At 68.7% G+C, this 24,133-nt stretch carries 22 protein-coding genes; 10 read left to right on the top strand and 12 right to left on the bottom strand.

Annotation, left to right across the window (positions count from 1 at the left end; all coding sequences use genetic code 11):
* Positions 1-414 precede the first annotated feature (414 nt).
* Positions 415-2,145: a chromosomal replication initiator protein DnaA gene (gene dnaA, locus ABT130_RS15685; RefSeq protein ID WP_350956039.1), complete on the bottom strand. Its 1,731-nt coding sequence runs from the start codon at positions 2,143-2,145 to the stop codon at positions 415-417.
* Positions 2,146-2,678: 533 nt separating this feature from the next.
* Here dnaA and rpmH point away from each other — a divergent pair.
* From rpmH to ABT130_RS15645, 8 genes are all read left to right on the top strand, one after another.
* Positions 2,679-2,816 (top strand): 50S ribosomal protein L34, encoded by a 138-nt coding sequence (gene rpmH, locus ABT130_RS15680; RefSeq protein ID WP_010849920.1) that lies wholly within the window; start codon positions 2,679-2,681, stop codon positions 2,814-2,816.
* A gap of 61 nt (positions 2,817-2,877) precedes the next feature.
* Positions 2,878-3,300: a ribonuclease P protein component gene (rnpA, locus tag ABT130_RS15675; protein WP_350956037.1), complete on the top strand. Its 423-nt coding sequence runs from the start codon at positions 2,878-2,880 to the stop codon at positions 3,298-3,300.
* A complete protein-coding gene (yidD, locus tag ABT130_RS15670) occupies positions 3,300-3,572 on the top strand; it encodes a membrane protein insertion efficiency factor YidD (protein WP_502991388.1) in 273 nt (90 codons plus the stop codon). The genes rnpA and yidD overlap by 1 nt, the downstream gene beginning before the upstream one ends.
* A 4-nt stretch (positions 3,573-3,576) precedes the next feature.
* A complete protein-coding gene (yidC, locus tag ABT130_RS15665; RefSeq protein WP_350913724.1) occupies positions 3,577-4,527 on the top strand; it encodes a membrane protein insertase YidC in 951 nt (316 codons plus the stop codon).
* A gap of 35 nt (positions 4,528-4,562) precedes the next feature.
* Positions 4,563-5,066 carry a Jag family protein gene (locus tag ABT130_RS15660; RefSeq protein ID WP_350956035.1) on the top strand — a complete coding sequence of 168 codons (504 nt, stop codon included), beginning with the start codon at positions 4,563-4,565 and terminating at the stop codon, positions 5,064-5,066.
* A 192-nt stretch (positions 5,067-5,258) separates the two neighbouring features.
* Positions 5,259-5,954: a 16S rRNA (guanine(527)-N(7))-methyltransferase RsmG gene (gene rsmG, locus ABT130_RS15655; protein WP_350913718.1), complete on the top strand. Its 696-nt coding sequence runs from the start codon at positions 5,259-5,261 to the stop codon at positions 5,952-5,954.
* 196 nt (positions 5,955-6,150) lie between these two features.
* A complete protein-coding gene (locus ABT130_RS15650) occupies positions 6,151-7,074 on the top strand; it encodes a ParA family protein (protein WP_350913716.1) in 924 nt (307 codons plus the stop codon).
* A gap of 42 nt (positions 7,075-7,116) precedes the next feature.
* Positions 7,117-8,091 (top strand): ParB/RepB/Spo0J family partition protein, encoded by a 975-nt coding sequence (locus ABT130_RS15645; RefSeq protein ID WP_350913713.1) that lies wholly within the window; start codon positions 7,117-7,119, stop codon positions 8,089-8,091.
* Between the two features lie 456 nt (positions 8,092-8,547).
* On the opposite strand, the gene ABT130_RS15640 is transcribed toward ABT130_RS15645, so the two are convergent.
* The 3 genes from ABT130_RS15640 to ABT130_RS15630 all read right to left on the bottom strand — a co-directional run bounded on the left by ABT130_RS15640 (position 8,548) and on the right by ABT130_RS15630 (position 12,240).
* Positions 8,548-9,606: a threonine aldolase family protein gene (locus ABT130_RS15640; protein ID WP_350913711.1), complete on the bottom strand. Its 1,059-nt coding sequence runs from the start codon at positions 9,604-9,606 to the stop codon at positions 8,548-8,550.
* Positions 9,607-9,865: 259 nt separating this feature from the next.
* Positions 9,866-10,819 (bottom strand): D-alanine--D-alanine ligase family protein, encoded by a 954-nt coding sequence (locus tag ABT130_RS15635; RefSeq protein WP_350913709.1) that lies wholly within the window; start codon positions 10,817-10,819, stop codon positions 9,866-9,868.
* 188 nt (positions 10,820-11,007) lie between these two features.
* A complete protein-coding gene (locus ABT130_RS15630) occupies positions 11,008-12,240 on the bottom strand; it encodes an aminotransferase-like domain-containing protein (protein ID WP_350914208.1) in 1,233 nt (410 codons plus the stop codon).
* A gap of 298 nt (positions 12,241-12,538) precedes the next feature.
* On the opposite strand from ABT130_RS15630, the gene ABT130_RS15625 reads away from it, so the two are divergent.
* Entirely contained in the window at positions 12,539-13,159 is a 621-nt protein-coding gene (locus tag ABT130_RS15625; RefSeq protein WP_326646217.1) for a GNAT family N-acetyltransferase, read from the top strand.
* 197 nt (positions 13,160-13,356) lie between these two features.
* Here ABT130_RS15625 and trxA read toward each other — a convergent pair whose 3' ends face one another.
* The 8 genes from trxA to ABT130_RS15585 form a co-directional block, all read right to left on the bottom strand.
* Positions 13,357-13,680, bottom strand: a complete 324-nt coding sequence (gene trxA, locus ABT130_RS15620; RefSeq protein ID WP_350913707.1) for a thioredoxin — start codon at positions 13,678-13,680, stop codon at positions 13,357-13,359.
* Between the two features lie 67 nt (positions 13,681-13,747).
* Entirely contained in the window at positions 13,748-14,683 is a 936-nt protein-coding gene (trxB, locus tag ABT130_RS15615; protein WP_350956052.1) for a thioredoxin-disulfide reductase, read from the bottom strand.
* Between the two features lie 178 nt (positions 14,684-14,861).
* Positions 14,862-15,782 carry an anti-sigma factor family protein gene (locus ABT130_RS15610; RefSeq protein ID WP_350956033.1) on the bottom strand — a complete coding sequence of 307 codons (921 nt, stop codon included), beginning with the start codon at positions 15,780-15,782 and terminating at the stop codon, positions 14,862-14,864.
* Positions 15,772-16,419: an RNA polymerase sigma factor SigM gene (gene sigM / locus ABT130_RS15605; protein WP_350956031.1), complete on the bottom strand. Its 648-nt coding sequence runs from the start codon at positions 16,417-16,419 to the stop codon at positions 15,772-15,774. The genes ABT130_RS15610 and sigM overlap by 11 nt, the downstream gene beginning before the upstream one ends.
* 114 nt (positions 16,420-16,533) lie before the next feature.
* Complete coding sequence (locus ABT130_RS15600; protein WP_350956029.1) at positions 16,534-18,048, bottom strand: protein kinase family protein; 1,515 nt, start codon at positions 18,046-18,048, stop codon at positions 16,534-16,536.
* A gap of 195 nt (positions 18,049-18,243) precedes the next feature.
* Complete coding sequence (gene murJ / locus ABT130_RS15595; protein WP_350956027.1) at positions 18,244-19,848, bottom strand: murein biosynthesis integral membrane protein MurJ; 1,605 nt, start codon at positions 19,846-19,848, stop codon at positions 18,244-18,246.
* Positions 19,849-19,869: 21 nt separating this feature from the next.
* Positions 19,870-21,993, bottom strand: a complete 2,124-nt coding sequence (locus tag ABT130_RS15590; RefSeq protein ID WP_350956025.1) for a DUF6049 family protein — start codon at positions 21,991-21,993, stop codon at positions 19,870-19,872.
* 46 nt (positions 21,994-22,039) lie between these two features.
* Complete coding sequence (locus ABT130_RS15585) at positions 22,040-22,561, bottom strand: aminoacyl-tRNA deacylase (RefSeq protein WP_350913696.1); 522 nt, start codon at positions 22,559-22,561, stop codon at positions 22,040-22,042.
* A gap of 160 nt (positions 22,562-22,721) precedes the next feature.
* Here ABT130_RS15585 and ABT130_RS15580 point away from each other — a divergent pair, with 160 nt between their 5' ends.
* A complete protein-coding gene (locus ABT130_RS15580) occupies positions 22,722-24,131 on the top strand; it encodes a CCA tRNA nucleotidyltransferase (RefSeq protein ID WP_350956023.1) in 1,410 nt (469 codons plus the stop codon).
* Positions 24,132-24,133: the final 2 nt, after the last annotated feature.

Raw genomic sequence — 24,133 nt, 5'->3', positions numbered from 1 at the left:
TGGAAAGCCATTGTTTCCGCAGGTCAAGTGCGGTTTTTTCATCCACCGGGGCTGTGGGCGCCCACTGTGGACAACTCTTGGGGCTGGGGAGAACCGCGGAGTACCCACAGGCCGTCCCCAGATTCGGCGCGCTCTGTCCACCGGTTATCCACGAGGTTTCCCCAGGTTATCCACCGGGTATGAGGTCGGTTTGTCCTTGTGGAAAACTCTCCCCACAGGGCGTCCCCAGGTTGTCCACGGGTTACCCACAGGTTGTCCCCAACTTCTCCCCAGAGTCGTCCACAGTCCCAGAACAGGGTTCGGACCGGCTTGTTTGCTGATGATCATGGGGGGACGCCCCGGAGCCTTCCCCGCCCTCGCGAATCGTTGATCCACAAGGTTTTCCACAGCCTGTGCATCACGGGGTGAAAAACCTCAGCCATTGCGGGACTGCTGCTTGATCCTGGTGGTGAGTTCGTTGACCTGGTTGTAGATCGAGCGGCGCTCGGCCATCAGGGAGCGGATCTTCCGGTCGGCGTGCATGACCGTGGTGTGGTCGCGGCCGCCGAACTGCTGGCCGATCTTCGGGAGCGACATGTCGGTCAGCTCCCGGCACAGGTACATGGCGATCTGGCGGGCGGTGACCAGGACGCGCGAACGCGACCCGCCGCACAGGTCGTCGATCGACAGGCCGAAGTAGGCGGCGGTGGAGGCCATGATCGTGGCGACCGTTATCTCGGACCCGGCGTCCTCGGTGATCAGATCCTTGAGCACGACCTCGGTGAGCTGTAGATCGACCGACTGCCGGTTGAGGCTGGCGAACGCGGTCACCCTTATCAGGGCACCCTCCAGCTCGCGGATGTTGGTGGAGATGCGGCTGGCGATGTACTCCAGCACCTCGGGCGGCGCGGCCAGGCCCTCCTGGATCGCCTTCTTGCGCAGGATCGCGATGCGCGTCTCCAGCTCGGGCGGCTGGACGTCGGTGATCAGGCCCCACTCGAACCGGTTGCGGAGCCGGTCCTCCAGCGTGACCAGCTGTTTCGGCGCCCGGTCGCTGGAGATGACGATCTGTTTGTTGGAGTTGTGCAGGGTGTTGAAGGTGTGGAAGAACTCCTCCTGCGTCTGCTCCTTGCCCTCCAGGAACTGGATGTCGTCCACCAGCAGGATGTCCACGGCCCGGTAGCGGCCCCGGAAGTTGTCGGCCTTGTGGTCGCGGATGGAGTTGATGAAGTCGTTGGTGAACTCCTCGGAGCTCACGTACCGCACCCGCGCGCCGTCGTACAGGCTCTGGGCGTAGTGGCCGATCGCGTGCAGCAGGTGGGTCTTGCCCAGCCCCGAGTCGCCGTAGATGAACAGTGGGTTGTACGCCTTGGCGGGCGCCTCGGCCACCGCGACCGCGGCCGCGTGGGCGAAACGGTTGCTGGAGCCGATGACGAAGGTCTCGAAGGTGTACTTCGGGTTCAGCCGGGCGGGCTCGCCCTGCGTCCGGCTCCCGCGGCTGTCCCACCTGTTCGGTACGCCGCCCGCACCGGGCACCGCGGGCGCGCCGCGGTCGAAGGAGTCGGGCTCGGGACGCGGCGAGGGCGCGGTGTAGCCGCCGCGGTTGTATCCGGGGCTCGGTTCCCCCGGCGAGGGAGCCTGGGACGGCTCCGAGGGGCGGTACGGCTGGGAGGATTCCTCGCCCTGCTGGTACGGGTAGGAGAACGGCTGGGCCTGTGGATATTCGGTGGACGGCTGGGCGGCCGGATTACCCCCCTGATAGGGGGGATGGGGCACCGAACCCCCGTGGTGCTGGGGATTGGCCGGTTGTGCATAACCCTGCTGGGCCCCGCCGGCCTGTGTATAACCCTGCGGTTGCGCCTGGGGATAAGGGTCCTGGCGGGAGGCGAGTCCGGGCTCGGGGCCCGCCGCGCTGGGGTCGACCATGACCGCCACCCGCATCGGGCGGCCGAACTCCTGGGAGAGCGCGTGACTGATAAGCGGACGAAGCTTGTTCTCCAGAACATCTCTGGCGAAATCCGTGGGTGCGGCGAGCACCACCGTGTCGTTCATGAGGCCGAAGGGCCGGGTCATGTTGAGCCAGACCCGCTGCTGAGACGGGACGTTCTCGTTCAGGGAGTTCTCCAGCGCCCTCGCCCAGACCGCGCTGAGGTCCGTTCCGTCCATGGCTCGGCTCCCCTCCTCCCGACGCGGCCCCCGCTGGCCTACCGCGATCTGTTTATCCACATCGATGGCCGCCGGAAGCACCGGATCTCGCCGTTGTCCACACGCCGGGCGTCTCGTGGCACCTTCGTGGGCACCGTTCGATATCCACACCGAATCCACAGGCTGTGCACAGTCTGTTACCCGCGGTCCGACGGGTCCTCGCAGTGGAGAGAGGGTTTGGAAGGGCCGAGGGTAGCCCTGTCCACAGCTGTGTACAAGACGTTGTCCACAGCCTAGTGGCAGTACGGGGGAGACAGAGTGCACATCCTGTGGACGGCGGGGCGCCGGTGGAAAACGTGCCTGTGGAAAGGTGGATAACCTGTGTTCGCGTGCTCCAGGATGTTCTCCGGTTTGACCTGGGACGCGCCTGCCCCGTAACGTACGACGGTCGGCTTGCCACGCGGCGGCTATTTCGCATGCCCCGCATCCGGCAGGCCAGCCACTGTCGAGCGTCCCCATGTGCTGGGGATGCGTCTTGAGCCTGGAGCCCACTCGTGAGCAAGCGTACTTTCCAGCCGAACAACCGCCGTCGTGCGAAGACCCACGGCTTCCGGCTCCGCATGCGCACCCGCGCCGGCCGCGCCATCCTTGCCGCTCGCCGTCGCAAGGGCCGCGCCGAGCTCTCCGCCTGACGCATCCGTTGCGCCCGGTCCGCCGGGCCAAGGCAGCAGAGCCCGTCGCCCGTCGGCAGCGATGCCGACGGGCGACAGGCGTACCTGCCCAGGGTCACGAAGATCTCTCGTGTTGCCGTCCGGGTCCCGCATGCGCCGGGGCGACGATTTCGCCGGCGCGATCAGAAGGGGAAGCCGAGCAGGCCGCCCCACCCTGGTCGCGCACTTTGGCATGCGCCCTGACACTGATGATCCCCCCCTGGTCGGATTCGTGGTGAGTCGCGCCGTGGGAGGCGCGGTCATCAGAAATCGGGTCAAACGTCAGTTGCGACACCTCATGCGAGACCGTCTCGACCGGCTTCCGCGAGGTAGCCTGCTTGTTGTACGCGCCAATCCACCGGCCGCGTCCGCGCGAAGCGAGCGCATTGCCGCCGAACTCGACGTCGCGCTGGATCGTTTACTCAGGCGGCTAGAGCCCCCGGGGGCTCGCATGGATGGGCGATGATGACGGCGCAGCAGATCGCCGGGATTTCTCCGGCTGCCAGGATCCTGATGGCTCCGATCCGGTTCTACCGGGCCTTCGTGAGCCCTTTGCTGGGTCCCCGTTGCCGTTTCCACCCCTCGTGCAGTGCCTATGGCCTCGAAGCCGTAGCCGTTCACGGCGCGCTACGCGGCACATGGTTGACGATCCGGAGAATCGGGCGTTGCCACCCATTCCATCCCGGAGGCTATGACCCGGTTCCCCCGGGCCGGTCCGACGAAACGCAAGGGAGCTAGCTCGGTGGAGCTGTCCTGGCTGAACTGGCTTTACACGGCCGTCGCCCAAGTAATCACCTGGATTCACGAGGGCTACAGCACCTTCATCCCGAGGAACAGCGGGCTCAACTGGGCGCTGACCATCATCACGCTCACCGTGCTGATGCGGCTGTTGATCTTCCCGCTCTTCCTCAAGCAGATGCGTTCCTCGAAGAAGATGCAGGAACTGGCGCCAAAGGTCCAGGAGATCCGCAAACGCTACAAGAACGACAAGCAGCGGATGAACCAGGAGGTCATGGCGCTGTACCAGGGGCAGGGCGCCAACCCGCTGGGTGGCTGCCTGCCGATTCTGGCGCAGTTCCCGATCTTCATCTCGATGTTCACCGTGCTCCAGGCCATGGCCAACAGCCCGGTTCCCAAGTTCGGCATGACCCAGCAGCTGATGGACAGCGCCAGGGCGGCCCACATCTTCGGCGCGCCGATCCCGGCGACCTTCTTCACCAGTGCGAACGACATCATCGCGCTGAACGCCGACCCCATCGTCACCAAGGTCGTTCTCGCCGTCTTCGTGGCGATCAGCTCGCTGACCACCTTCCTTACCGTCCGGCAGAGCGTGACCCGCTCGATGGCCCAGATGCCGGACAACCCGATGGCGCAGCAGCAGAAGATCCTGATGTACATCTCGCCGCTGTTCGCCATCTTCTCGCTGAACTTCCCCCTGGGCCTGATCCTCTACTGGGTCACCACGAACCTCTGGACCCTCGGCCAGCAGCACTGGTTCTACAGCCGCAACCCCTCCCCGGTGGTCGACGCGAAGGGCAACGTCACGACCCCCGAGCCCAAGCCGAGCCTGCTGAGCAAGGTCAAGAAGACCGCCCCCGAGCCTGAGGCGCCGCCCGCGCCGGAGCCCAAGGTGGTCCGCCAGCAGCCCACCCGCCAGCCCCGCAGCAAGCGGACCGGTAGCAAGAAGTCCTGACGTCTCATCCCGACAGCACGAAGGAGTGGCCGGACGTGACCGAGGCCGAGGCCGAGAGGGAGCCCGTGAAGGCGGCTCCCGATCTCGCCGCCCTGGAGCAGGAAGGCGAGATCGCGGCGGATTACGTCGAGGGTCTGCTCGACATCGCCGACATCGACGGTGACATCGATATGGATGTCGAAGGTGATCGCGCCGTGGTGTCGGTGGTCGATATCAAGGGCGGTGATCTGGTCGGCCCCAACGGCGAGGTGCTGGAGGCCATCCAGGAATTGACGCGTCTCGCGGTCCACCGCCAGACGGGTGAGCGGTCGCGCCTGATGCTCGATATCGGCGGCTACCGCGACCGCCGCCGGAGCGAGCTGAGCGAGCTCGGCACCAAGATCGCTGCGGACGTCAAGCGGGATGGCGAGCCCAAGTCGCTGCAGCCGATGACCCCGTTCGAGCGGAAGATCGTGCATGACGCCGTCGCGGCGGCGGGCCTGCGGAGCGAGTCCGAGGGCGAGGAGCCCCGCCGTTTCGTGGTGGTCCTCCCCGTCTAGCGACGGAGCGGACGGGCAGAGGCCGCCGCCCCTGGTTCTTCCAGGGGCGGCGGCCTTTTTCACGGCCTGTTCCGTACGATGTCGGCGGTGGCATACGAGTTCGGGGCCCGCGCCGTGCGGTGCCGTCGAGGCGGGCCGTTAGCCTTAAGACCGGCCTGACCCCGACATTTCCGAGGGAAGAGTGAGCGTCGAGTGAGTGACCAGATCCCTGAGCCGCCCGAGGTCGCGCGCGAGGTGTTCGCCGGTGACGCCTGGGCCAGGGCGGAGGCGTTCGCGGAACTGCTGGCCGGCCCCGGGGTGGTGCGCGGGCTGCTCGGTCCGCGGGAGGTGCCGCGCATCTGGGACCGCCACCTGCTCAACTGCGCGGTGGTCGCCGAGGCGGTGCCCGCAGGCGCGCGCCTGGTCGACATCGGTTCCGGCGCCGGACTGCCGGGCCTGGTCCTGGCGATCGTACGGCCGGACATCACCGTCACCCTTCTGGAGCCGCTCCTTCGCCGGACGGTCTTCCTGGAGGAGTGCGTGGAGTCGCTGAAGCTCGGCAACGTCGAGGTGTTGCGCGGCCGGGCGGAGGAGTTCGCGGGCAGGCGGGAGTTCGACGTCGCCTCCGCCCGTGCGGTGGCACCGCTCGACCGCCTGCTGAAGTGGGCGCTTCCCCTCCTGCGCGAGGGGGGCGAGCTGCTGGCCATGAAGGGCGAGCGTGCCGCGGAGGAATTGGCGGACGCCGAACGGCAATTGCGGTCGAGTGGGGTTCAAACCGCTGAGCTCACATCGGTCGGGCACGGTAAGGTCGAGCCGCCCACAACTCTCATCCGGGTGGTCGCCGGTCGAGCTCCAGAAGGAGCGCGGAAGACCGCTCGCCGGAAGGATCGCGCCTCGCGAGGCAGGTAGCGCGAGGCCAGTAGACAAACCGAGCAAAGCGAGTACGAGGCCAGTGGACGACCGTACAGGTGCGATTGCCAGCGCGACGAGCGGTCTCGGCTGGCCCGAGGATCCGGCCGCTTTGCCACATGGACGCCTTTCCGGTCTGGGTTGGCCGGCACCGGCTCCCGGTGCCGTAGTCAGGCCGGTTGAAAGGACGACGACCGTGACCCAGACCCCCCTTAATCCCGGCGACTCGCCGCTGGTACGAGAGGCACTCAGCTCAGTGGTTTCACGTGAAACATCGACCCGGAAGACCGCCGCTCCCGGAGGTTCCACCGGGGTCCGAGATGGGGATTGGCCCCGCCCTCCCAAAACCCGGATCTTCACCGTCGCCAACCAGAAGGGCGGCGTCGGTAAGACCACCACGTCGGTCAACCTGGCGGCAGCGCTGTCCATGCATGGCCAGCGGGTGCTCGTGGTCGACCTCGACCCCCAGGGCAACGCCTCGACGGCCCTGGCCGTCGAGCACCGCGGCGACGTACCGGACATGTACAAGGTGCTCGTGGAGGACATGCCGCTCGCGGAGGTGGTGAAGGAGGTCCCGGACATGCCGGGGCTCTACTGTGCTCCCGCCACGATCGACCTGGCCGGTGCCGAGATCGAGTTGGTCTCCATGGTCGCCCGTGAGGCTCGCCTGCAGCGCGCGCTGACCGCGTACGACGCCGTTGAGTTCGACTACATCCTCATTGACTGCCCTCCCTCGCTCGGCCTGCTCACCGTCAACGCGTTGATGGCCGCAAACGAGTTGCTGATTCCCATCCAGTGCGAGTACTACGCGCTGGAGGGTCTTGGGCAGCTGTTGAGAAACGTGGATCTGGTCCGTGCCCATCTGAACCCCACGCTTGACCTCTCCACCATTCTCATGACGATGTACGACGGACGCACCCGGCTGGCCTCCCAGGTGGCCGACGAGGTCCGCTCCCACTTCGGCGCGACGGTGTTGAGCACGTTGATCCCCCGGAGCGTGCGTGTCTCCGAGGCCCCGAGCTATGGTCAGTCGGTCATGACGTACGACCCGGGCTCCAGCGGTGCGATGGCCTATATGGACGCCGCTCGTGAGATCGCTTATCGCGGTGTGGCCGTATGAGTACCGCGAATGAGGGCGGCATCTTGAGCCTCGGGAGGGGCAGTGAGTAAGCAGCCGAGAGGGCTGGGCAGGGGACTGGGGGCCCTCATCCCGACGGGCCCGGCCGTCGTCGCCGAGACACCTGTGTCGATGACCGTGACGATGGTCGCCCCGGAGCCGGCGGTGCCGGAGCAGCCCGGCCCCAAGCCGGTCGCGGGCGCCTACTTCCTTGAGATCCCCGTCGACGACATCGCGCCCAACCCGCGCCAGCCTCGCGACGTCTTCGACGAGGAGGCCCTGAAGGAGCTGGCCACCTCGATCGGCGAAGTCGGCCTGCTTCAGCCGGTCGTGGTGCGCGCGACAGGCGAGGGGCGCTACGAGCTGGTCATGGGCGAGCGCCGCTGGCGCGCTTCCAAGCTCGCCGGCCTCTCCGAGATCCCCGCGATCGTGCGGAGCACTCAGGAGGACAAGCTCCTGCTTGACGCGCTCATCGAGAACCTCCAGCGCGAGCAGCTCAACGCTCTGGAGGAGGCGGCGGCCTATCAGCAACTGCTCGACGACTTCGGCGCGACCCACGAGCAGCTCGCCACCCGCATCGGCCGCTCCCGCTCCCACGTGACCAACACGCTCCGCCTGCTGAAGTTGCCGCCCGGCGTGCAGCTCAGTGTCGCGGCCGGCACGATCAGCGCGGGGCACGCGCGGGCCCTGCTCCGCTTGGACGACCCCGCCGCCCAGGAGCATCTCGCCCGCAGGATCGTTGCCGAGCTGCTGTCGGTCCGCGCGGTCGAGGAGATCGTCGCCGTGGGCGATGCCAAGGCGGCACCGGCTCCGGCCCCGCGAACCCCTCGGGCGAAGCCCACCGAGGAGCCCGTCCTCCGGCAGCTGGCAGACCGTCTCTCCGACCGCTTCGAGACCCGGGTGAAGGTCGACTTCGGCCGCCGCAAGGGTCGCATCGTGGTGGAGTTCGCGACCATCGACGACCTGGAGCGCATCATCAGCACGATGGCCCCGGGATCGCTGCAGGTGCAGGAAGGATGATTTCCGGCAGGGCTCGTGAACGCGGGGTCAATGGCGCCCCCGTTGTGAGCCGGTGAATCCCGGACCCCCGCCCCCTCTCCCGGAGGGTTCTCCGCTCGAACGGCCTCCCTGTTTCACGTGAAACAGGGAGGCCGTTCTCATGTTCCCGACGTCCCTCCTTGGCCGTCGTACGCCACCGCGACGGTCGAGTGAAGCCCTCGGGTTCAATGCGCCTTGCCGTACGCGCACGCGAGGCCTCAGGGCCGTACGGCTGCCAAGTGTTCCGCCCCTGACGCCGGCGCACCGAGGTTGGCCGGTGCGGCCCCCTGTCGCCGCGACGGAGACGGCGCCGTTTCACGTGAAACATCGAGTGCCGATCGACGCGGACGGACAGGAGTGCCGTACCGGAACGCCGAGGTTCACATTCGGGGATGGCGGGCTCGCGTGGACGGCTGTTTCACGTGAAACAGCCGTCACTCAGGAGCCGGCCGCCTCCTGGACGGCGAGCCGGATGTCGGCGACGAAGGCGTCGACATGTTCGGGGGTGGTGTCAAAGGAGGTCACCCAGCGGACCACGTTCTCGGCCGCGTCCCAGACATGGAAGAGATAGCGCTGCTGCAACTCCGCGATGACCTTCTCCGGGAGGGCGGGAAAGACCGCGTTGGACTGCACCGGGTAACGCAGGGAGACGCCGGGGAGGTCGGCGACGCCCTCGGCCAGACGGTGGGCCATGGCGTTCGCGTGGGCGGCGTTCTCGCGCCAGAGGTCATCGGTGAGGAGCGCGGTCAGCTGGGCGGAGACGAAGCGCATCTTGGAGGCGAGCTGCATTCCCTGCTTGCGTAGGAACGGCGTCGGGGCGTCCAGTTCGGGGCGGAGGACCACGAGCGCCTCGGCGCCCATGGCGCCGTTCTTGGTGCCGCCGAAGCTGAGCAGGTCCACGCCCGCGTCCGTGGTGAGGGAGCGGAGCGAGCAGCCGAGTTCGGCCGCCGCGTTGGCCAACCGGGCGCCGTCCATGTGCAGGAAGAGGCCGTGCGCGTGCGCGAACTCCGCGAGCTCGGCGACCTCGTCGGCGGTGTAGCAGGTGCCACACTCGGTCACCTGGGAGATGGAGATGACCCTGGGCTGGGAGTGGTGCGCGTCCCCCAGCACGGACAGCCGGCCCCGGATGTCGTCCACGGAGATTTTGCCGTCATCGGTGGGGATGGTGACCAGCTTGACACCGAGCACGCGTTCGGCCGCGCCGCACTCGTTGGTGTTGATGTGGGCGGTGACCGGGCAGAGCACCGCGTCGTACGGCCGCAGCGCGAGTCCCAGTCCCACGACGTTGGCTCCGGTGCCGTTGAACATCGGGTAGACGGTCGCCTGGGGGCCGAACTCGGCGCCGAAGGCGTCTTCCATCGCGGCGGTCCAGACGTCCTCGCCGTAAGCGGGGGCGTCTCCGGTGTTCGCTTCGAGGACGGCGGCGAGCACCGCGGGGTGCACGCCCGCGTGGTTGTCACTGGCGAAGCTCTTGGGAAATGGGGTGGAGGTCAGCACACGGCCAGCGTAGGGGGACGGTCCGCTCGCCGGGTACGCCCCCTGGTCCGCTCCGGCCGGCTTCCCACCGGCCTTGGGGCTCTCGGCGGCCCTCCACCGAACCGCCGCGCCTTTCGGCGGGCCTCACCCACGTCGGGCCCTTACCGGCCCGCGATCGGCTGATGATCGGACCGCCGGTGTTCCCGCCAGGGCCGCGCTCCAGGCTCCCCGCCCGGCCCCTGTCGCGCGCTTCGACCATTCCCAGGGGAGCGAGCGGAGGTCAGGCGCCGCGGGCGGCGGCCTGTTCGAGGAGGATCCGGCAGAGGGTGCCGAGGTCGTCGCCGGCGGCCTCCACGGCCATGGGGAGGAGTGACGTCTCGGTCATGCCGGGGGCGACGTTGACTTCGAGGAAGTGCGGCAGGCCGTCCGCGTCGACGATCAGGTCGGTGCGGGAGATGTCCCGGAGGCCGAGGGCGGTGTGCGCGGTCACGGCCATCTCGGCGCAGGCCGCGGAGACCTCGGGTGAGAGGCGGGCAGGGGCGAAGAACTCGGTGTGCCCGGCGGTGTAGCGGGCCGCGTAGTCGTACACGCCCTCGTCGGGGACGATCTCCACGGGGGGCAGGGCCACCGGCCCGTTCCCGAGGTCGACCACGGAGACGGCGACCTCGACGCCGTCGACGCAGCGTTCGATCAGCGCGGTGTCGCCGTAGGCGAAGCAGCCGACCATGGCGGCGGGAAGTTCCTCCGCGCTGCGGACTATCGACGCACCGAGCGCGGAGCCGCCGCGGGACGGCTTGACGAACAGGGGCAGGCCGAGGCGCTCCACGATGCGGGCCAGCACCGCGGAGGCGCCGAGGTCGTGAAAGGTCTCCTTGGGCAGCGTCACCGATTCGGGGGTGCGCAGACCGAAGGAGCGGACGACGGTCTTGGCGGTGGGCTTGTCGTAGGCGACCCGGCAGGCGTCGGGGCCGGCACCGACGTACGGGACGGAGAGAAGTTCGAGCACCGTGCGGATGGCGCCGTCCTCGCCCGCCCCACCGTGAAGGGTGACGAAGACCGCGTCCGGCGGGTCCGCGAGCACGGAGGGAACCAGCGACGCGTCGGTGTCGCGGGTCTCCACGGAGATGCCGGCCCCTCGCAGCACCTCACTCACCCGTCGCCCCGAACGCAGTGAGACCTCCCGCTCGTAGGAGAGTCCGCCCGCCAGGACGAGCACATGGCCCAGGTCACTCATCCGACATACCTCTCGTCAAGGCCCGCTCCGAGCCTGTTCTGTCGCTCTCGTCGCGCATGGCCCGGCCTTCCCGGCGGACCGGATCTATCGCCGCGCACCGGCGCAGGAAGTCACCGTACGGTACCGGGTGGGAGGAGATCATGCCGGTAGGTGTCCCGTCGCCACGGGACACCTACCGTGCGGCATGGTTACGCGAGATCGGGGCCCGGGGTGTCGACCCCGACGCGGTCCGGAGACGAGCCGGTTCCGAACGTGTCGCGGACCCGGAGCTCCTGCTCGATCACCCCGGCCAGGCGGCGGACGCCCTCGCGGATGCGGTCGGGCTCCGGATAGCAGTAGGAGAGCCGCATGTTCCGCGCGCCGCTGCCGTCGGCGAAGAAACCGGTGCCCGGTACGAAGGCCACCCGTTCGGCGACCGCGCGGGGCAGCAGGGCCTTGGAGTCGAGCCCCTCGGGGAGGGTGGCCCAGACGAAGAACCCGCCCGCGGGGCGGGTCCAGGTGACGCCGGCGGGCATCAGGGCCTCCAGCGAGGCGAGCATGGTGTCGCGGCGCTCGCGGTAGAGCTCTCTGAACGACTTGATCTGCTCGAGCCAGGGCTGGGTGGCGAGATACTGGCCGACGGCCAGCTGGGTGAAGGAGGAGTGCGAAAGGACCGCGGACTCCATCGCCAGCACCAGCTTCTCGCGGATGGCGTGCGGGGCGAGCGCCCAGCCGACCCGGAAGCCGGGGGCCAGGGTCTTGGAGAACGAGCCGAGATAGACCACGCCTTCGGCGTTGTCGGCGCGGAGCGTCCGCATGGGCTCACCGTCGAAGCCGAGCATGCCGTACGGGTTGTCCTCGACGATCAGCACGTCGGCCCGCTGGCAGATCTCCAGGACCTGCTGCCTGCGCACGGCGTTGAGCGTCACCCCGGCGGGGTTCTGGAACGTGGGGATCGTGTAGAGGAACTTGATTCGATTGCCCGCGCTCCTCAGCGCGTAGATGGTCTGGGCCAGCGACTCGGGGACGATTCCCTCGCTGTCCATCGCGACGTGGATGACGTTGGCCTGGTAGGCGGAGAACGTGCCCAGGGCTCCGACGTAGGAAGGCCCCTCGGCGAGCACGACGTCACCCGGGTCGATGAAGATCCGGGTGATCAGGTCGAGGGCCTGCTGGGAGCCGACGGTCACGACGACGTCGTCGGCGTTGGCCTCGATGCCCTCCGGCCGCATGACGTCGCAGATCTGCTCGCGCAGGTGCGGGTCGCCCTGACCGGAGCCGTACTGGAGCGCGACGGGACCGCGCCTGGCGACCAGGTCGGCGACCAGCTCCCCCACCACGTCCAGGGGCAGGGCGGTGACGTACGGCATTCCGCCGGCGAGCGAGACCACCTCGGGCCTCGACGCGACGGAGAAAAGAGCTCGAATCTCGGAGGCGACCATCCCGGTTGCTCGTGCCGCGTACCGGTCGACGTAGGCGTCGATGCGCGATCCCTGGGTCGGAGCGATGGCCTGACCGTGATCTTTATCCTGGGGCACGGTCCACCTCCTAAATTGTGTGGCGCACAAAGCGCTCATATTAGAGAAACCAGGTTACGTCAGAGGTCGTGGTCATCTGAGTGTGGGGATGGGACCTCCTGAAACCAAGACCCGCACTGAGCTACGATGCCAGCTGGAGACGCCGTTTTCGCGCGTTTTTCGCCATGGCTTGCACTCGTCTCGCCAGGATTGGGGCCAACAGGTGTCGCGTCGGCTGGCAAACGTCACCCTCGACAATCTCGACGACCTGCCGCGCCGCTGCCGCCGGTGCGTCTTCTGGGAGCTCGATCCCGTCAACGCGGATCGGGCGGTGAAGGCCGGTGATCCGGGGCTGGAGAAGGAGGCCTGGATCTCCTCCACGCTGCTGGAGTGGGGAAGCTGCGGCAAGATCGTCTACGTGGACGGGGTGGCGGCCGGTTTCGTGCTCTACGCGCCGCCGCACTACGTGCCGCGCTCGGTGGCCTTCCCGACCTCGCCGGTCAGCGCGGACGCGGTGCTGCTGATGACCGCGCACATCATCCCCGAGTTCTCCGGGGGCGGTCTGGGCCGGATGCTGGTCCAGGGCGTGGCCAAGGACCTGACCCGGCGCGGGGTGCGGGCGATCGAGGCGTTCGGCGACCTGAAGTGGGAGCAGCCGGGCGCGTGCCTGATGCCCGCCGACTACCTGCTCTCCGTGGGTTTCAAGACGGTCCGGCCGCACCTGCGCTTCCCCCGCCTCCGCCTGGAGCTCAAGAACGCCGTCTCGTGGCGTGAGGACGTCGAGGTGGCACTGGAGAGGCTCCTTGGGAGCATGAGTCCGGAGAGGGCCCTGCGGCCCGTCTGAGACCCCCTGGAGCCCGTACGGCGCCATCTTGGAGTCCGTGCGTCCCTTCATGCCCACGATCTGGGAGCCGAGACCCGGTACGCCCGGCGCATGTGAAAGCCCCCCGCGGTGAGGCGGGGGGCTTTCTGTGGGTGGGTGTGCCGCTCGGAAGCGGGTGATACGGCGGGCGCCGTGGGGGGCGGCCGGCCGCAGGGGGCCTAGATGATGCCCTCGAGCTCGCGAAGCAGCATGGCCTTCGGCTTGGCACCGATGATCTGCTTCACAACCTCTCCGTTCTTATAGACGTTCAGGGTGGGAATCTGGAGTACGCCGTAATTTGTGGCCGTTGCCGGATTCTCATCGACATTCAGCTTGACGATGGTGAGCTTCTCGGCCTGCTCGCCGGCGATCTCCTCCAGGATCGGCGCCACCTGCCGGCACGGGCCGCACCACTCGGCCCAGAAGTCGACGATCACGGGCTTGTCGCTCTTGAGGACGTCGGCCTCGAAGCTGGCGTCGGTCACGTGCTTGATGGTCCCCAATGTCCTGCTCTCCCTCTGTCCTGATGGGTGGCTGATACCTGATGTGTCTCGGTCTCGCGGGCCGGCGTCACTCGCCGGCGTGCTCGGCCAGCCAGCGCTCGGAGTCGAGCGAGGCGGCGCAGCCGGTGCCCGCGGCGGTGATCGCCTGCCGGTAGGTGTGGTCGACGACGTCGCCGGCGGCGAAGACGCCGTCGAGGTTGGTGCGGGTCGAGGGGGCGTCGACCTTGATGTAGCCCTCGTCGTCGAGCTCCACCTGGCCCTTGACGAGCTCGGTGCGGGGGTCGTGCCCGATCGCGATGAACAGGCCGGTGGCCGCCAGCTCGGACTCCTCGCCGGTCTTGAGGTTGCGCAGACGCACCCCGCTCACCTTGTTCTCGCCCAGCACGTCGACGACCTCGCTGTCCCAGACGAAGCGGATCTTCTCGTTCGCGAACGCGCGGTCCTGCATGATCTTGCTGGCGCGCAGCTCGTCGCGGCGGTGCACGACGGTCACCGAGGAGGCGAACCGGGTGAGGAAGGTGGCCTCCTCCATGGCGGTGTCGCCGCCGCCCACGACCACGATGTCCTGGCCGCGGAAGAAGAAGCCGTCGCAGGTGGCGCACCAGGACACGCCGTGGCCGGACAGGCGCTTCTCGTTGGGCACGCCCAGCTCGCGGTAGCCGGAACCGGTGGCCAGGATGATGGACTTGGCGTAGAAGGTGTCGGTGGCGGTCTTGACGACCTTGGGGCTGGCGGTCAGGTCGACCTCCACGACGTCGTCGGCGACCAGCTCGGCACCGAACCGCTCGGCCTGCTTGCGCAGCCCGTCCATCAGGTCGGGGCCCATGATGCCGTCGGGAAAGCCCGGGAAGTTCTCAACCTCGGTGGTGTTCATCAGGGCGCCACCGGCGGTGACGGATCCCTCGAAGACCAGTGGGTTGAGGTCGGCACGCGCGGAGTACACAGCGGATGTGTAACCGGCGGGACCCGATCCGATGATGATCACATTCCGGACGTCCATCAGTGCTCGTGCCTCTCCCTCTGTTGATGCCACCGGCGTCAACAGATCCTAGGCGCAGCTGATTCCCGCCCGGCGCACCGACGGATCCGCAGGTGGAAGAACGGGAAGGCCCGGCACGGACGAATCCGTGCCGGGCCTTCCCGGAAAGGGCGAGGGCGCTACCCGCGGCTGCTCTCCCCGGTCACTTCCAGCGTGCGAGGCCGGGCTTGCGCACGTTGTCGCACTGCGGGCCCACGACGTGGACACGCACGGTGTTCTTGGCCTGGTTCTGCCAGAAGAGCAGGATGTTGGCCTCCTGCCCGTTGTAGAACCCCTGGTCCACGGCGAAGGGCGACTTGCCGATCTTCGCCGAGACCTGCTGGACACACTTGTCGATCCCGGACTTGTCAGTCGTGCTGGCGATGGTCGCGGGGCCGATGTAGTTGAGCAGCGAGCCGCGGAGCTCGGCGTCGGTGTAGTTCCAGTTGCTGTCGGTCAGCGCGTACTGGACCGTGTCACTCGGCGCGGGCTGGGCGATGGGAGGCCCTGGGGCCGGACCGGACGCGGTGAGCGTCCCGGTCGCCAGCACGGTCGCGCCGATCACCGCCGCCGCCGCGCCCACCGCCGCGGCGGGCATCGCCCACCGGCGCCGCCGGGTCGCCCGCCGGGGCGCGCCATGACGTCTGGCCGGGCCCGCGGGGTTCACCGGGGTCACGGTGCCGTCGTCGCCGACGACCCCCAGCCGCACGGCCGGCTCAGGCTCCTGCTCGGGAAGAGGTGCTCTCTCCCACGGCGCCGGTTCGGCGGGAGATCCCGTCTCCCACGGCGCGTCACGCATTATGTCGTCCCAGGCCGGTGCTTCCACCAGCCCCACTCCACCTCCACGGAAGCTCTCGGCCTCGGCGGCCAGCGCACGGTCGATTCTCAGTGCGACTCCCATCGGCATCGCCGGTGTGGGCGTCGCCGCGAGCATCTCGCGGACCGCTGCGAGGTCGGCGAGACTTTCGCCACAGGGATCGCAGATCGCGAGATGTTCGCGTACCTGCACGGCCGTGGCGGCGTCGAGGAGTCCCTCGGCCAGTTCGGCCAAGATCTCCAGGTCGTAGTGCGTATCACCCGTCACGAAGTTGTGCTCCCTTCGCGGATGAGACGCGAGACAGGTCTGATCGGTTCCGCAAATGGGAAAGAATCGGGGCGAGTTTCGCCCGGCCGCGCGCGCACCGGCTCTTCACCGTGCCGCTCGGCACCTCCAGCACCTGGGCCGCGTCCTCGATCGAGTAGCCCATCATGTCCACGAGCACCAACGCGGCGCGCTGGTCGGAGGGCAGCAGCTTCAGAGCCGCGGAGACCTCCATGGAGACCTCGCGCTCGGCCGTCTGGTCGAGCATCGGGGTGTCACGCTCCGCGGCCTCGACGAGCTCGTCGTCGGCCACCGGGCGTACCGATTTCCTGCGCATGCGGTCGAGGCAGGCGTTGACCACGATGCGGTGGAGCCACGTGGTCACCGCCGCCTCGCCGCGGAAACTCCCGGCCTTGCGGTAGGCCGAGACGAAGGCGTCCTGAACGGCGTCGGCCGCCTCGTCGGGGTCGCCCAGCGTGCGCAGGGCGACCGCCCACATGCGGTCTCGATGTCGCTTGACTATCTCACTGAAGGCGTGCGGATCCCCGGCGAGGTGCCGGGTGAGCAGGTCGGCGTCGGACACGGGGGCCTTCGCCGTCTGCTGGTCCGCCGCTGGCGGGGTCTCGGGTGGGGAATTCACAAGGAGAGTCCTGCTATACCGGTCCGGGGAGAACACCACTACGGGATAGATGGTGCCACGGATTCTCCGATGATCTGTAAGAAGCCACGTAAAACAGATCAAATCGCACTGATGTCACTTGGTCGTGAGGACCTTTATCTCCTGCACCTGGCCGCGGAACTTCCCCTGGTAGGTGGGCAGTTTGGTGAACCAGACGAGCACGTAGCGGCCCTTCCCCGGGTTCTCCGCGGTGTACGTCTTCTTGCCGGAGAGCCCGCTGAACTTCTCGACCGAGGTCAGGGCGTCGAGGGCGGCCGAGTCACCGATCCTGAGTTCCGCGGCGCCGCCCGAGGTGCCGCCGAAGTCGATCGAGACCTGCTTGACCGGAATGCTCTCGCCCATGTCCAGCAGCAGGCCGACACCGTTCTTGAGCCGCCCGAAGTCGGCGGAGTCGTACGTCTCGGAGTGCCAGTCGGTGGAATCCTTGCCGTCGACCGCGGCCGAGGCCCACCTGCTGCCCTCCTCCTGGTCGCCCAGCGGGTCGAAGCCGATGACCGAGGAGGGCTTCACCTCGCGGGTGGCGACGGCCACGGTCGGCGTGGGAGTGGCGCTCTGCTCGCCGGTGACCGGGGTGCCGGCGTTGCCGATGCTGCGGCCGAGCGTCCAGGCGCCCAGGCCGACGGCCGCCATCACCAGCAGCACGACGACGGTCATGGCGACCTTGTTGAGCATCCCGCCACCCGCCTGGCGGGGCATCGGACGGGGCTGGTGCTGGGGTGGGGGCGTGTGCTGCTGGGACGCCGCGGTGTCGATGCCCTCGGAGCGGGAGGAGGCCACCGGGAGCACCGTCATCGGCATCGGCGTCGGCATCGGCAGCGGGCTGGGCCGCGACACCGAGGCCAGCGCCTCGGCGAGCTCGGCGGGCGTGGTCAGCGGGTCGGCCCCGCGCCTGGTCTCCGGCAGCATCGCCCGGCAGACGATGGTGTCGAGGTAGCCGGGAACACCTGCGGTGACCTGGCGCGGCGTGCAGAAGTGCCCGTCGTCCATGGGCGCGACGGGCAGGCCGCCGCTGTCGTGCTCCTCACCCGGCCAGTGGCCGGTCAGCCCGGCGTACAGCAGGCGGCCGAGGCCCTCGGCGTCCTCGCGGGCACCGTCGTCGCTCGTCACGTCGTTCAGGACGGCGTCGACGCCCAGGCCGAGCAGCTTGACGGTGCTGCCCGCCGTCCAGACCAGGTGCTCGGGGGTCAGGCAGAGGTGGGAGAGGTTTGCCTCGTGCGCGTGGGCCAGCGCCTCGGCGGCCTCGGCGACCATCGCGGCGGCCCGCTCGGGGTCGAGCGGGCCGCCCGAGATCATGTCGCCGAAGGTCTCACCGCTCACCCACTCGCTGACCACGTAGGAGTGGCCGTCGTCCTCGGTCGCGTCGAAGACCTGGGTGAGACGGGGGTCGGTCAGCCGGCTGGCCACCCGGGCCGCCGTGACGACCTCGTTCAGGCGCGGGAAGTCGGGGTCGAAGGTGTGGACGGCGACGGGTCGGGCGAGCACCTCGTCGATGGCCTTCCACAGCGTGGCACCACCGGACTCGTGGACGCGGTCTTCGAGCCGGAAGCGCTCGGCCAGCTTGGTGCCGGGCTCGACGGTGGGAGAACTCATGAGGACTCCGAAACTGAGAACACGACAGCACCACGCCAGGTCGGCACATCAAGACACATCACATGATGCCGGGTGGATCCGCCCACGCCCTCCTGCTTCCATTAGCCGCATGTCACCACACGTGTCGCACCATGGTAGTCCCGCGCCGGTTCCGCCCGTGTTCGCCTTGTCAGACGTTTGAGACAAGTCTTTGGGTTACCGGCCTACCCGTCCTGCCACCATTCCAACGATCGAGCTCACTTCGGGGATGCGCATCCGGTGGGCGATCGCCAAGTAAAGAACCATACCGAGTCCGCCGCCCGCCGCCAGCATGATGGCGGCGCTCAGCGCGTCCAGCCCGGTGAGTTCCTGCGTGACCCAGAGCACGCCGAGCGCGAGCGCCGCCGCCGGGAGCGAGGCCAGGTACATCCGGGACAGCCCGGCGGCCACCTTGCGCCCTCCCAGGCCCGCCACCCGGCGCGAGGCCAGCACCCAGGCGACCGCGCTGCCCACCACGTAGGCGATGGTGAACGCGAAGGCCAGGCCCATCACGATGTACTTCGCCGGCAGGGTGAAGTAGGCCACCAGGCTGAGCGTGGCGTTGACCGTCACGTTGCCGACGGCCAGGAAGACCGGGGTGCGGGTGTCGCCGAAGGAGTAGAAGACGCGCAGCAGGAGCTGGAAGATCGAGAAGGGCACCAGTGCCAGACCGAAGACCTGCAGCACGTTGCCGATGTAGACCGCCGAGTCGACGGTCATGTTGCCCCACGAGAAGATCAGTACGGTCACCGCGGGGCCGAGCACCATCAGCAGCAGCCCGGCGGGCACGAGAAGCACCGAGATCAGCCGCACCCCCGAGGAGAACTCCTCCCGGACCGCCTCCAGATCTCCCCCGGCCACGCCCCTGCTCATCCGGGGCAGCATCGCGGTGATCACCGAGACCGCGATGATCCCGTACGGGAGCTGGAAGAGCTGGTAGGCGAAGGCGTAGGCGGCGTTTCCCGCACCGGGCGCCCGCTGGCCCGCGCCGGTCGCCAGCTTGGTGGTGATCAGGAAGCCCAGCTGGCTGATCCCCACGTAGGCGAAGGTCCAGACCGCGGTCCTGCCCATCTCACCGAGCCCGGCGTTGCGCAGGTCGAACCTGGGCCGGAAGCGGAAGCCGACCCGGTGCAGCGCGACGACCAGCACCGCGCACTGCGCCACGATGCCGGCGGTGGTGCCGAGCCCGAGCAGCACCAGGTCGGCGTCACTGATCGTGTTGACGTCGGTGCCCGCCCCGCCCAGTTTCACGTAGTAGACGACCGCGACGCCGATCATCACGACGTTGTTCAGCACCGGCGCCCACATCGGCGCGGCGAACCTGTCCCGGGTGTTGAGAATCGCGCCGGCGATCGCGCCGACCCCGAAGAAGGCGATCTGCGGGAGGATGAACTGCGCCAGCCGCACCGCCACCTCGGTCTGCCGAGGACTCCAGCCGGTGCTGTAGAGGCTGATCAGCGGCCTGGCCAGCAGCACCGCGACCACCGCCAGCAGCGTCAGCGTGACGAACCCGATCGTCATCAGCCGCTGCTCGTAGGCCCGGCCGCCGTCGGGGTCGGCCTGCTGCCGCCGGATGATCATCGGGACCACGACGCTGCTCAGAATCCCGCCGATGAGCAGGTCGAACAGGGTGAACGGGATCGTGTAGGCCACGTTGTAGGCGTCGCCCAGAGCGAAGGTCCCGATGGCCGCGGCGAGCACCGCCGTCCGGACGAAGCCGGTGACGCGGGAGACCATCGTCCCCGCCGCCATGATCGCGCTCGCGCGCAGGACCCTGCTCATGCGCCATTCCTCCGCTGGGTGTCAGGACTCGGTGCCGGCCGGCTCGCGATCGCGCTTCGGCGGAGGAGCGGCCGCGGGCCGGCGGCCTCCCCGCCGGCGCAGCACGCGCATGACGACGGCGGCCAGCATCACCACGAGGGCCGCCCCCACGATCACCAGAGCGACCCCGGTGTACCCGGTGGTCCGCACGGTCAGCTCGACCGGCTTGCCGTACTTGCGGCCGTCGTCGGTGGTGAGCTGTACCGTCACCGTGGTCTGGCCGCTGGCGGTCGAGGTCATCGGGATCCGGATGGTCTGGCTCTGGCCGCCGAGGATCATCAACTGGTCCACGTACGGCTCGATCTTCAGCAGCCTGGGCTGGTCGGAGGTGACCTTGAGGCGGACCGCGACCCGGCTGGCCTCACCGCTCAGCTCGTTGCGCACGCTGATCGGCACATCGCCGTTGCTGCCGGCCAGGGTGCGCAGGCGCGACTGCTCGCTGCCGGTGATGGAGACCATGGCGATCCGGCTGTCGATCGCCTCCGCGACCTGCTGGACGTACGGCGCCGCGGCGGCGGTCCTGCCGCGCCAGGCCGAAGAGGTCAGGCGGAGCAGCGCCAGGTCGAAGACGTCGAGATCCTGGGCGGTGGTGATCGCGGCGGTCAGATCGGCGCGGGCGCCGACCTTCTTGACGCCCGTCAGGTACTGCTTGGGGAGCTCCGCCCGCCGGTTCTGGTCGGTGTAGGTCAGGTCGGCCCGCGGTGTCGGGGCACCCTTGCCGCGCTTGACCGCGTCGAGCCCGACGGGCAGCAGCCAGGGCAGGCCGGCGGAGGTCTCGATCAGGTTGGTCACGTACCTGGGGTCGGGGTCCCAGCGGCGGTGCGGAACGGCGATCACGGTCCTGGCCGTGCTGACGGGCTCCGCGCTGATCATCGCCGTCTCCGCGATGAACCGCTGGCGGTTCATCAGCGCCGAGCCGGGGGCGGAGGTGTCCGCGCCGACGGTCTCGCTCAGCTTCGCGTCGGCGACCAGGGCGGTGACCGGGCCGTTCACGCTCTCCAGGGTCGCCGAGGCGTCGGGGGTGGTGACCGGGGGCGTCACCGGCGGCAGGTTGAGCACGTTCAGCAGCACGGTGTCGACGCCGCCGGTGGCCAGCAGGTCCAGCCCGTCGTAGTCGATCAGACCGCCCAACGGCCAGTTCACGTTGGTGATCACATCGCGGCCGAGGGTCTCCTTGCCGATGATCCTGGCCGCGTTGATACCGGTCGCGGTGGCGTTGTCGACGCCGTTGTGGGCGAGGGCCGCCACGTCGGGGTCGCCGTACGGGGTGGCCATCACCGGGTGGTCCGCGACGGCCTCGCGGAAGTCGCTCAGCCACTGGGCGGCCGCGGGTGTCGCGGGACGCTGCTGGGTGCGGTTCTTGGACCTGACCGCGTGCGGCCTGCCCATGGCCCGCGCGTCGTCGAGCAGGGCGGGGTCGACCACCCAGGTGAGGCCCTTGGCCGAGGAGGTGTCCTGGGCGATCTTGAGCAGGCCGCCGAGGCGCTTGCCGGGGGCCATGGCCGCGGGCAGTCCCTCGTCCGCGAAGACGCCGTCACCGCTCCGGCGCGGCTGGTCGACGATGGGCAGCACCATGGCGAGCCGGGTGCGGGCCACCCTGGTCTCCTTGGGCATATAGGTCACCATGGTCCGCAGGGTGGCGACCTGCTGCAGGTAGGCGTCGCGCACCTCGATCATGATCGGGTAGACGCCGAAGCGGGAGAACTTCAAACCCCCCGGGGTGAAGGCGAACTGCCACGGTAGCTTTCCCGCCGGCGTGATCGGCGCCTGAACGAAACTCTCGCAGCACCACGAACTCGGCTGGGAGACTTGCCCGGCCAGGTAGGCGTCCATCTCGCCACGCTGGGCGAACGGCTGCGGCGAGTAGTGCATCCGGATGCGCAGCCCGTTCATGGTCTCGGTGCCCGAGTTGACCAGTGATCCGGAGATCTTGATCTCGGTGGTCGGCTCACGGGGGACGTCGGGGCCGATGGCCTCCATCACGATCTGGAGACTCAGCCGGCTCGCCGCGGTCGTCTGCGCGTTCGCCGTACCGGAAACGACCACGGCCGCGGGTAGGAGCAGCGTGGTGGCGAGCAGGGCGAGCAGCATGACCTTGCGGATCACGTGCCGGCCAGGGGTCGAGTACGGCGCACGCCCGTAATGGTATGGCCTAACCGGCGAGGGGAAAGGTCGCCGCCTCCCTCCGGGAACCCTGGCGAGTCAGATCGACGACCCTGCCAGAAACCAGTGTGAGCAGGTGGTCCGCACGGATTAGGAGTGCCGTGTGACGCTCCCCGGTGGGCACGTAGACGGACGTGGCGATGTCGGTGAGTCGCTCGTCCACCAGCACGGTCAGCGTGGCGGGCAGCAGCAGCGGGCAGACCAGACCCGAGGCGTAGTCGGTGGCGGAGTTGACGGTGAAGGCCGAGGCCGGCCGGACCCGCCGCGCCCCCAGGATGCCGCCGATCAGGCCGGGACGCGGAGGGGAGCCGACGGAGGTGACGATCGCCACGGGCTCGCGGGCGATTCGCGTCGTGACCTCGTAGACCGTGACCGCCAGGCAGATGGCGGGGCTCGCGGAAAGCACCTCGGGCAGTTCGTCCGAGCATGTCATCGCGCGCGGAAGGCGTACGATCTCATGATGGACCTGGTGTGCGAGGAGCCAGCGGTGGATCGCGAGCGCATCCTTCATGTGTGTGCTCCTTGCCTCGACGCACGGCCCCCGAGGTTCTCCTGACTGACCGTAACCTGGTGATCGCTTCAGGTGTATCCCCGCAGGGGAACATGTTCCGTAACCGAAGGACCTACCCGGCTTGTCCCTTTCAAATCTGACCCAGAGCCAGCGCCACGGCATGAGCGAGCTGTTCCGGAAGATCGCTCCTGTGGCGGACGAGCTTGGCGAGCTGTTCGCCGCCAAGGGTTACCAGATAGCCCTTGTCGGTGGCTCCGTACGCGATGTCTTCCTGGGCAGGATCGGCAACGATCTCGACCTGACCACGGACGCGAGGCCCGAGACGGTCCTGGAGCTCATCCGCGACTGGGCCGACTCCGTCTGGACGATCGGCATCGACTTCGGCACCGTCGGCGTCCGCAAGGACGGGTGGCTGCTGGAGATCACCACCTACCGCAGCGAGTCGTACGATCCCAAGTCGCGCAAGCCCGAGATCGCCTACGGCGAGACGCTGGAGGGCGACCTGGCCCGGCGTGACTTCGCGATCAACGCGATGGCGCTGCGCCTGCCGTCCCGCGAGTTCGTCGACCCGTACGGCGGCCTCGACGACCTGCACGCCAGGCTGCTGCGCACCCCCGGCCCCCCCGAGCGCTCCTTCGGTGACGACCCGCTGCGGATGCTGCGCGCGGCCAGGTTCGCCAGCCAGCTCGGTTTCGCCGTCGATCAGGCGGCACTCGCCGCGATGGACGCGATGGCCGACCGGATCGACATCGTCTCCGCCGAGCGCATCCGCGACGAGCTGGACAAGCTCATCGGCGGCGATCACCCCCGCGAGGGGCTGAAGATCCTCGTCGAGTCGGGGCTCGCCGGCCACGTGCTGCCCGAGGTGCCCAGGCTCCGCCTGGAGATCGACGAGCACCACCGGCACAAGGACGTCTACGAGCACTCGCTGATCGTGCTCGAACAGGCGATCGACCTGGAGGAGAACGGTCCCGACCGGATCCTGCGCTGGGCCGCGATCCTGCACGACGTGGGCAAGCCGAAGACCCGCCGCCACGAGCCCGGCGGCCGGGTCTCCTTCCACCACCACGAGGTGGTCGGCGCACAGCTCGCCAGGAAGCGGATGACAGAGCTGAAGTTCCCCAAGGACGTGGTGGCTGACGTCTCCCGCCTGGTGGAGCTGCATCTGCGCTTTCACGGGTACGGCACGGGCGAGTGGACCGACTCGGCGGTGCGCCGTTACGTCCGTGACGCCGGGCACCTGCTTGAGCGCCTGCACAAGCTGACCCGCGCCGACTGCACCACCCGCAACCGGCGCAAGGCCCAGGTCCTGTCGCGGACCTACGACCAGTTGGAGGAGCGGATCACCAGGCTGGCCGAGGAGGAGGAACTCGGCAAGATCCGCCCCGAGCTCGACGGCAACGAGATCCAGGAGATCCTCGGCGTCCCGCCGGGCCCGGTCGTGGGCCGCGCCTACAAATTCCTCCTGGACATGCGCCTGGACCAGGGGGTTCTCGGCAAGGAGGCCGCCGCGGACGCCCTTCGCGAGTGGGCACGGGCGAGCGAGGTGACCCCTGAGCGGCACTCCTGACC

Origin of the sequence: Streptosporangium sp. NPDC001681 (genome assembly GCF_040298085.1) — a bacterium.
Lineage (GTDB): Bacteria > Actinomycetota > Actinomycetes > Streptosporangiales > Streptosporangiaceae > Streptosporangium.
Note: the sequence above shows the minus strand (reverse complement) of the source record. Positions and strands in the feature narration are given on the sequence as shown.

Bases quoted from the DNA above. Each gene is read 5' to 3' on its own strand.
- dnaA (WP_350956039.1), bottom strand. From the start codon at position 2,145: ATGGACGGAACGGACCTCAGCGCGGTCTGGGCGAGGGCGCTGGAGAAC.
- rnpA (WP_350956037.1), top strand. From the start codon at position 2,878: ATGCCGACGGGCGACAGGCGTACCTGCCCAGGGTCACGAAGATCTCTC.
- yidD (WP_502991388.1), top strand. From the start codon at position 3,300: ATGACGGCGCAGCAGATCGCCGGGATTTCTCCGGCTGCCAGGATCCTG.
- ABT130_RS15635 (WP_350913709.1), bottom strand. From the start codon at position 10,819: ATGAGTGACCTGGGCCATGTGCTCGTCCTGGCGGGCGGACTCTCCTAC.
- ABT130_RS15630 (WP_350914208.1), bottom strand. From the start codon at position 12,240: ATGGTCGCCTCCGAGATTCGAGCTCTTTTCTCCGTCGCGTCGAGGCCC.
- ABT130_RS15600 (WP_350956029.1), bottom strand. From the start codon at position 18,048: ATGAGTTCTCCCACCGTCGAGCCCGGCACCAAGCTGGCCGAGCGCTTC.
- murJ (WP_350956027.1), bottom strand. From the start codon at position 19,848: ATGAGCAGGGTCCTGCGCGCGAGCGCGATCATGGCGGCGGGGACGATG.
- ABT130_RS15585 (WP_350913696.1), bottom strand. From the start codon at position 22,561: ATGAAGGATGCGCTCGCGATCCACCGCTGGCTCCTCGCACACCAGGTC.
- ABT130_RS15580 (WP_350956023.1), top strand. From the start codon at position 22,722: ATGAGCGAGCTGTTCCGGAAGATCGCTCCTGTGGCGGACGAGCTTGGC.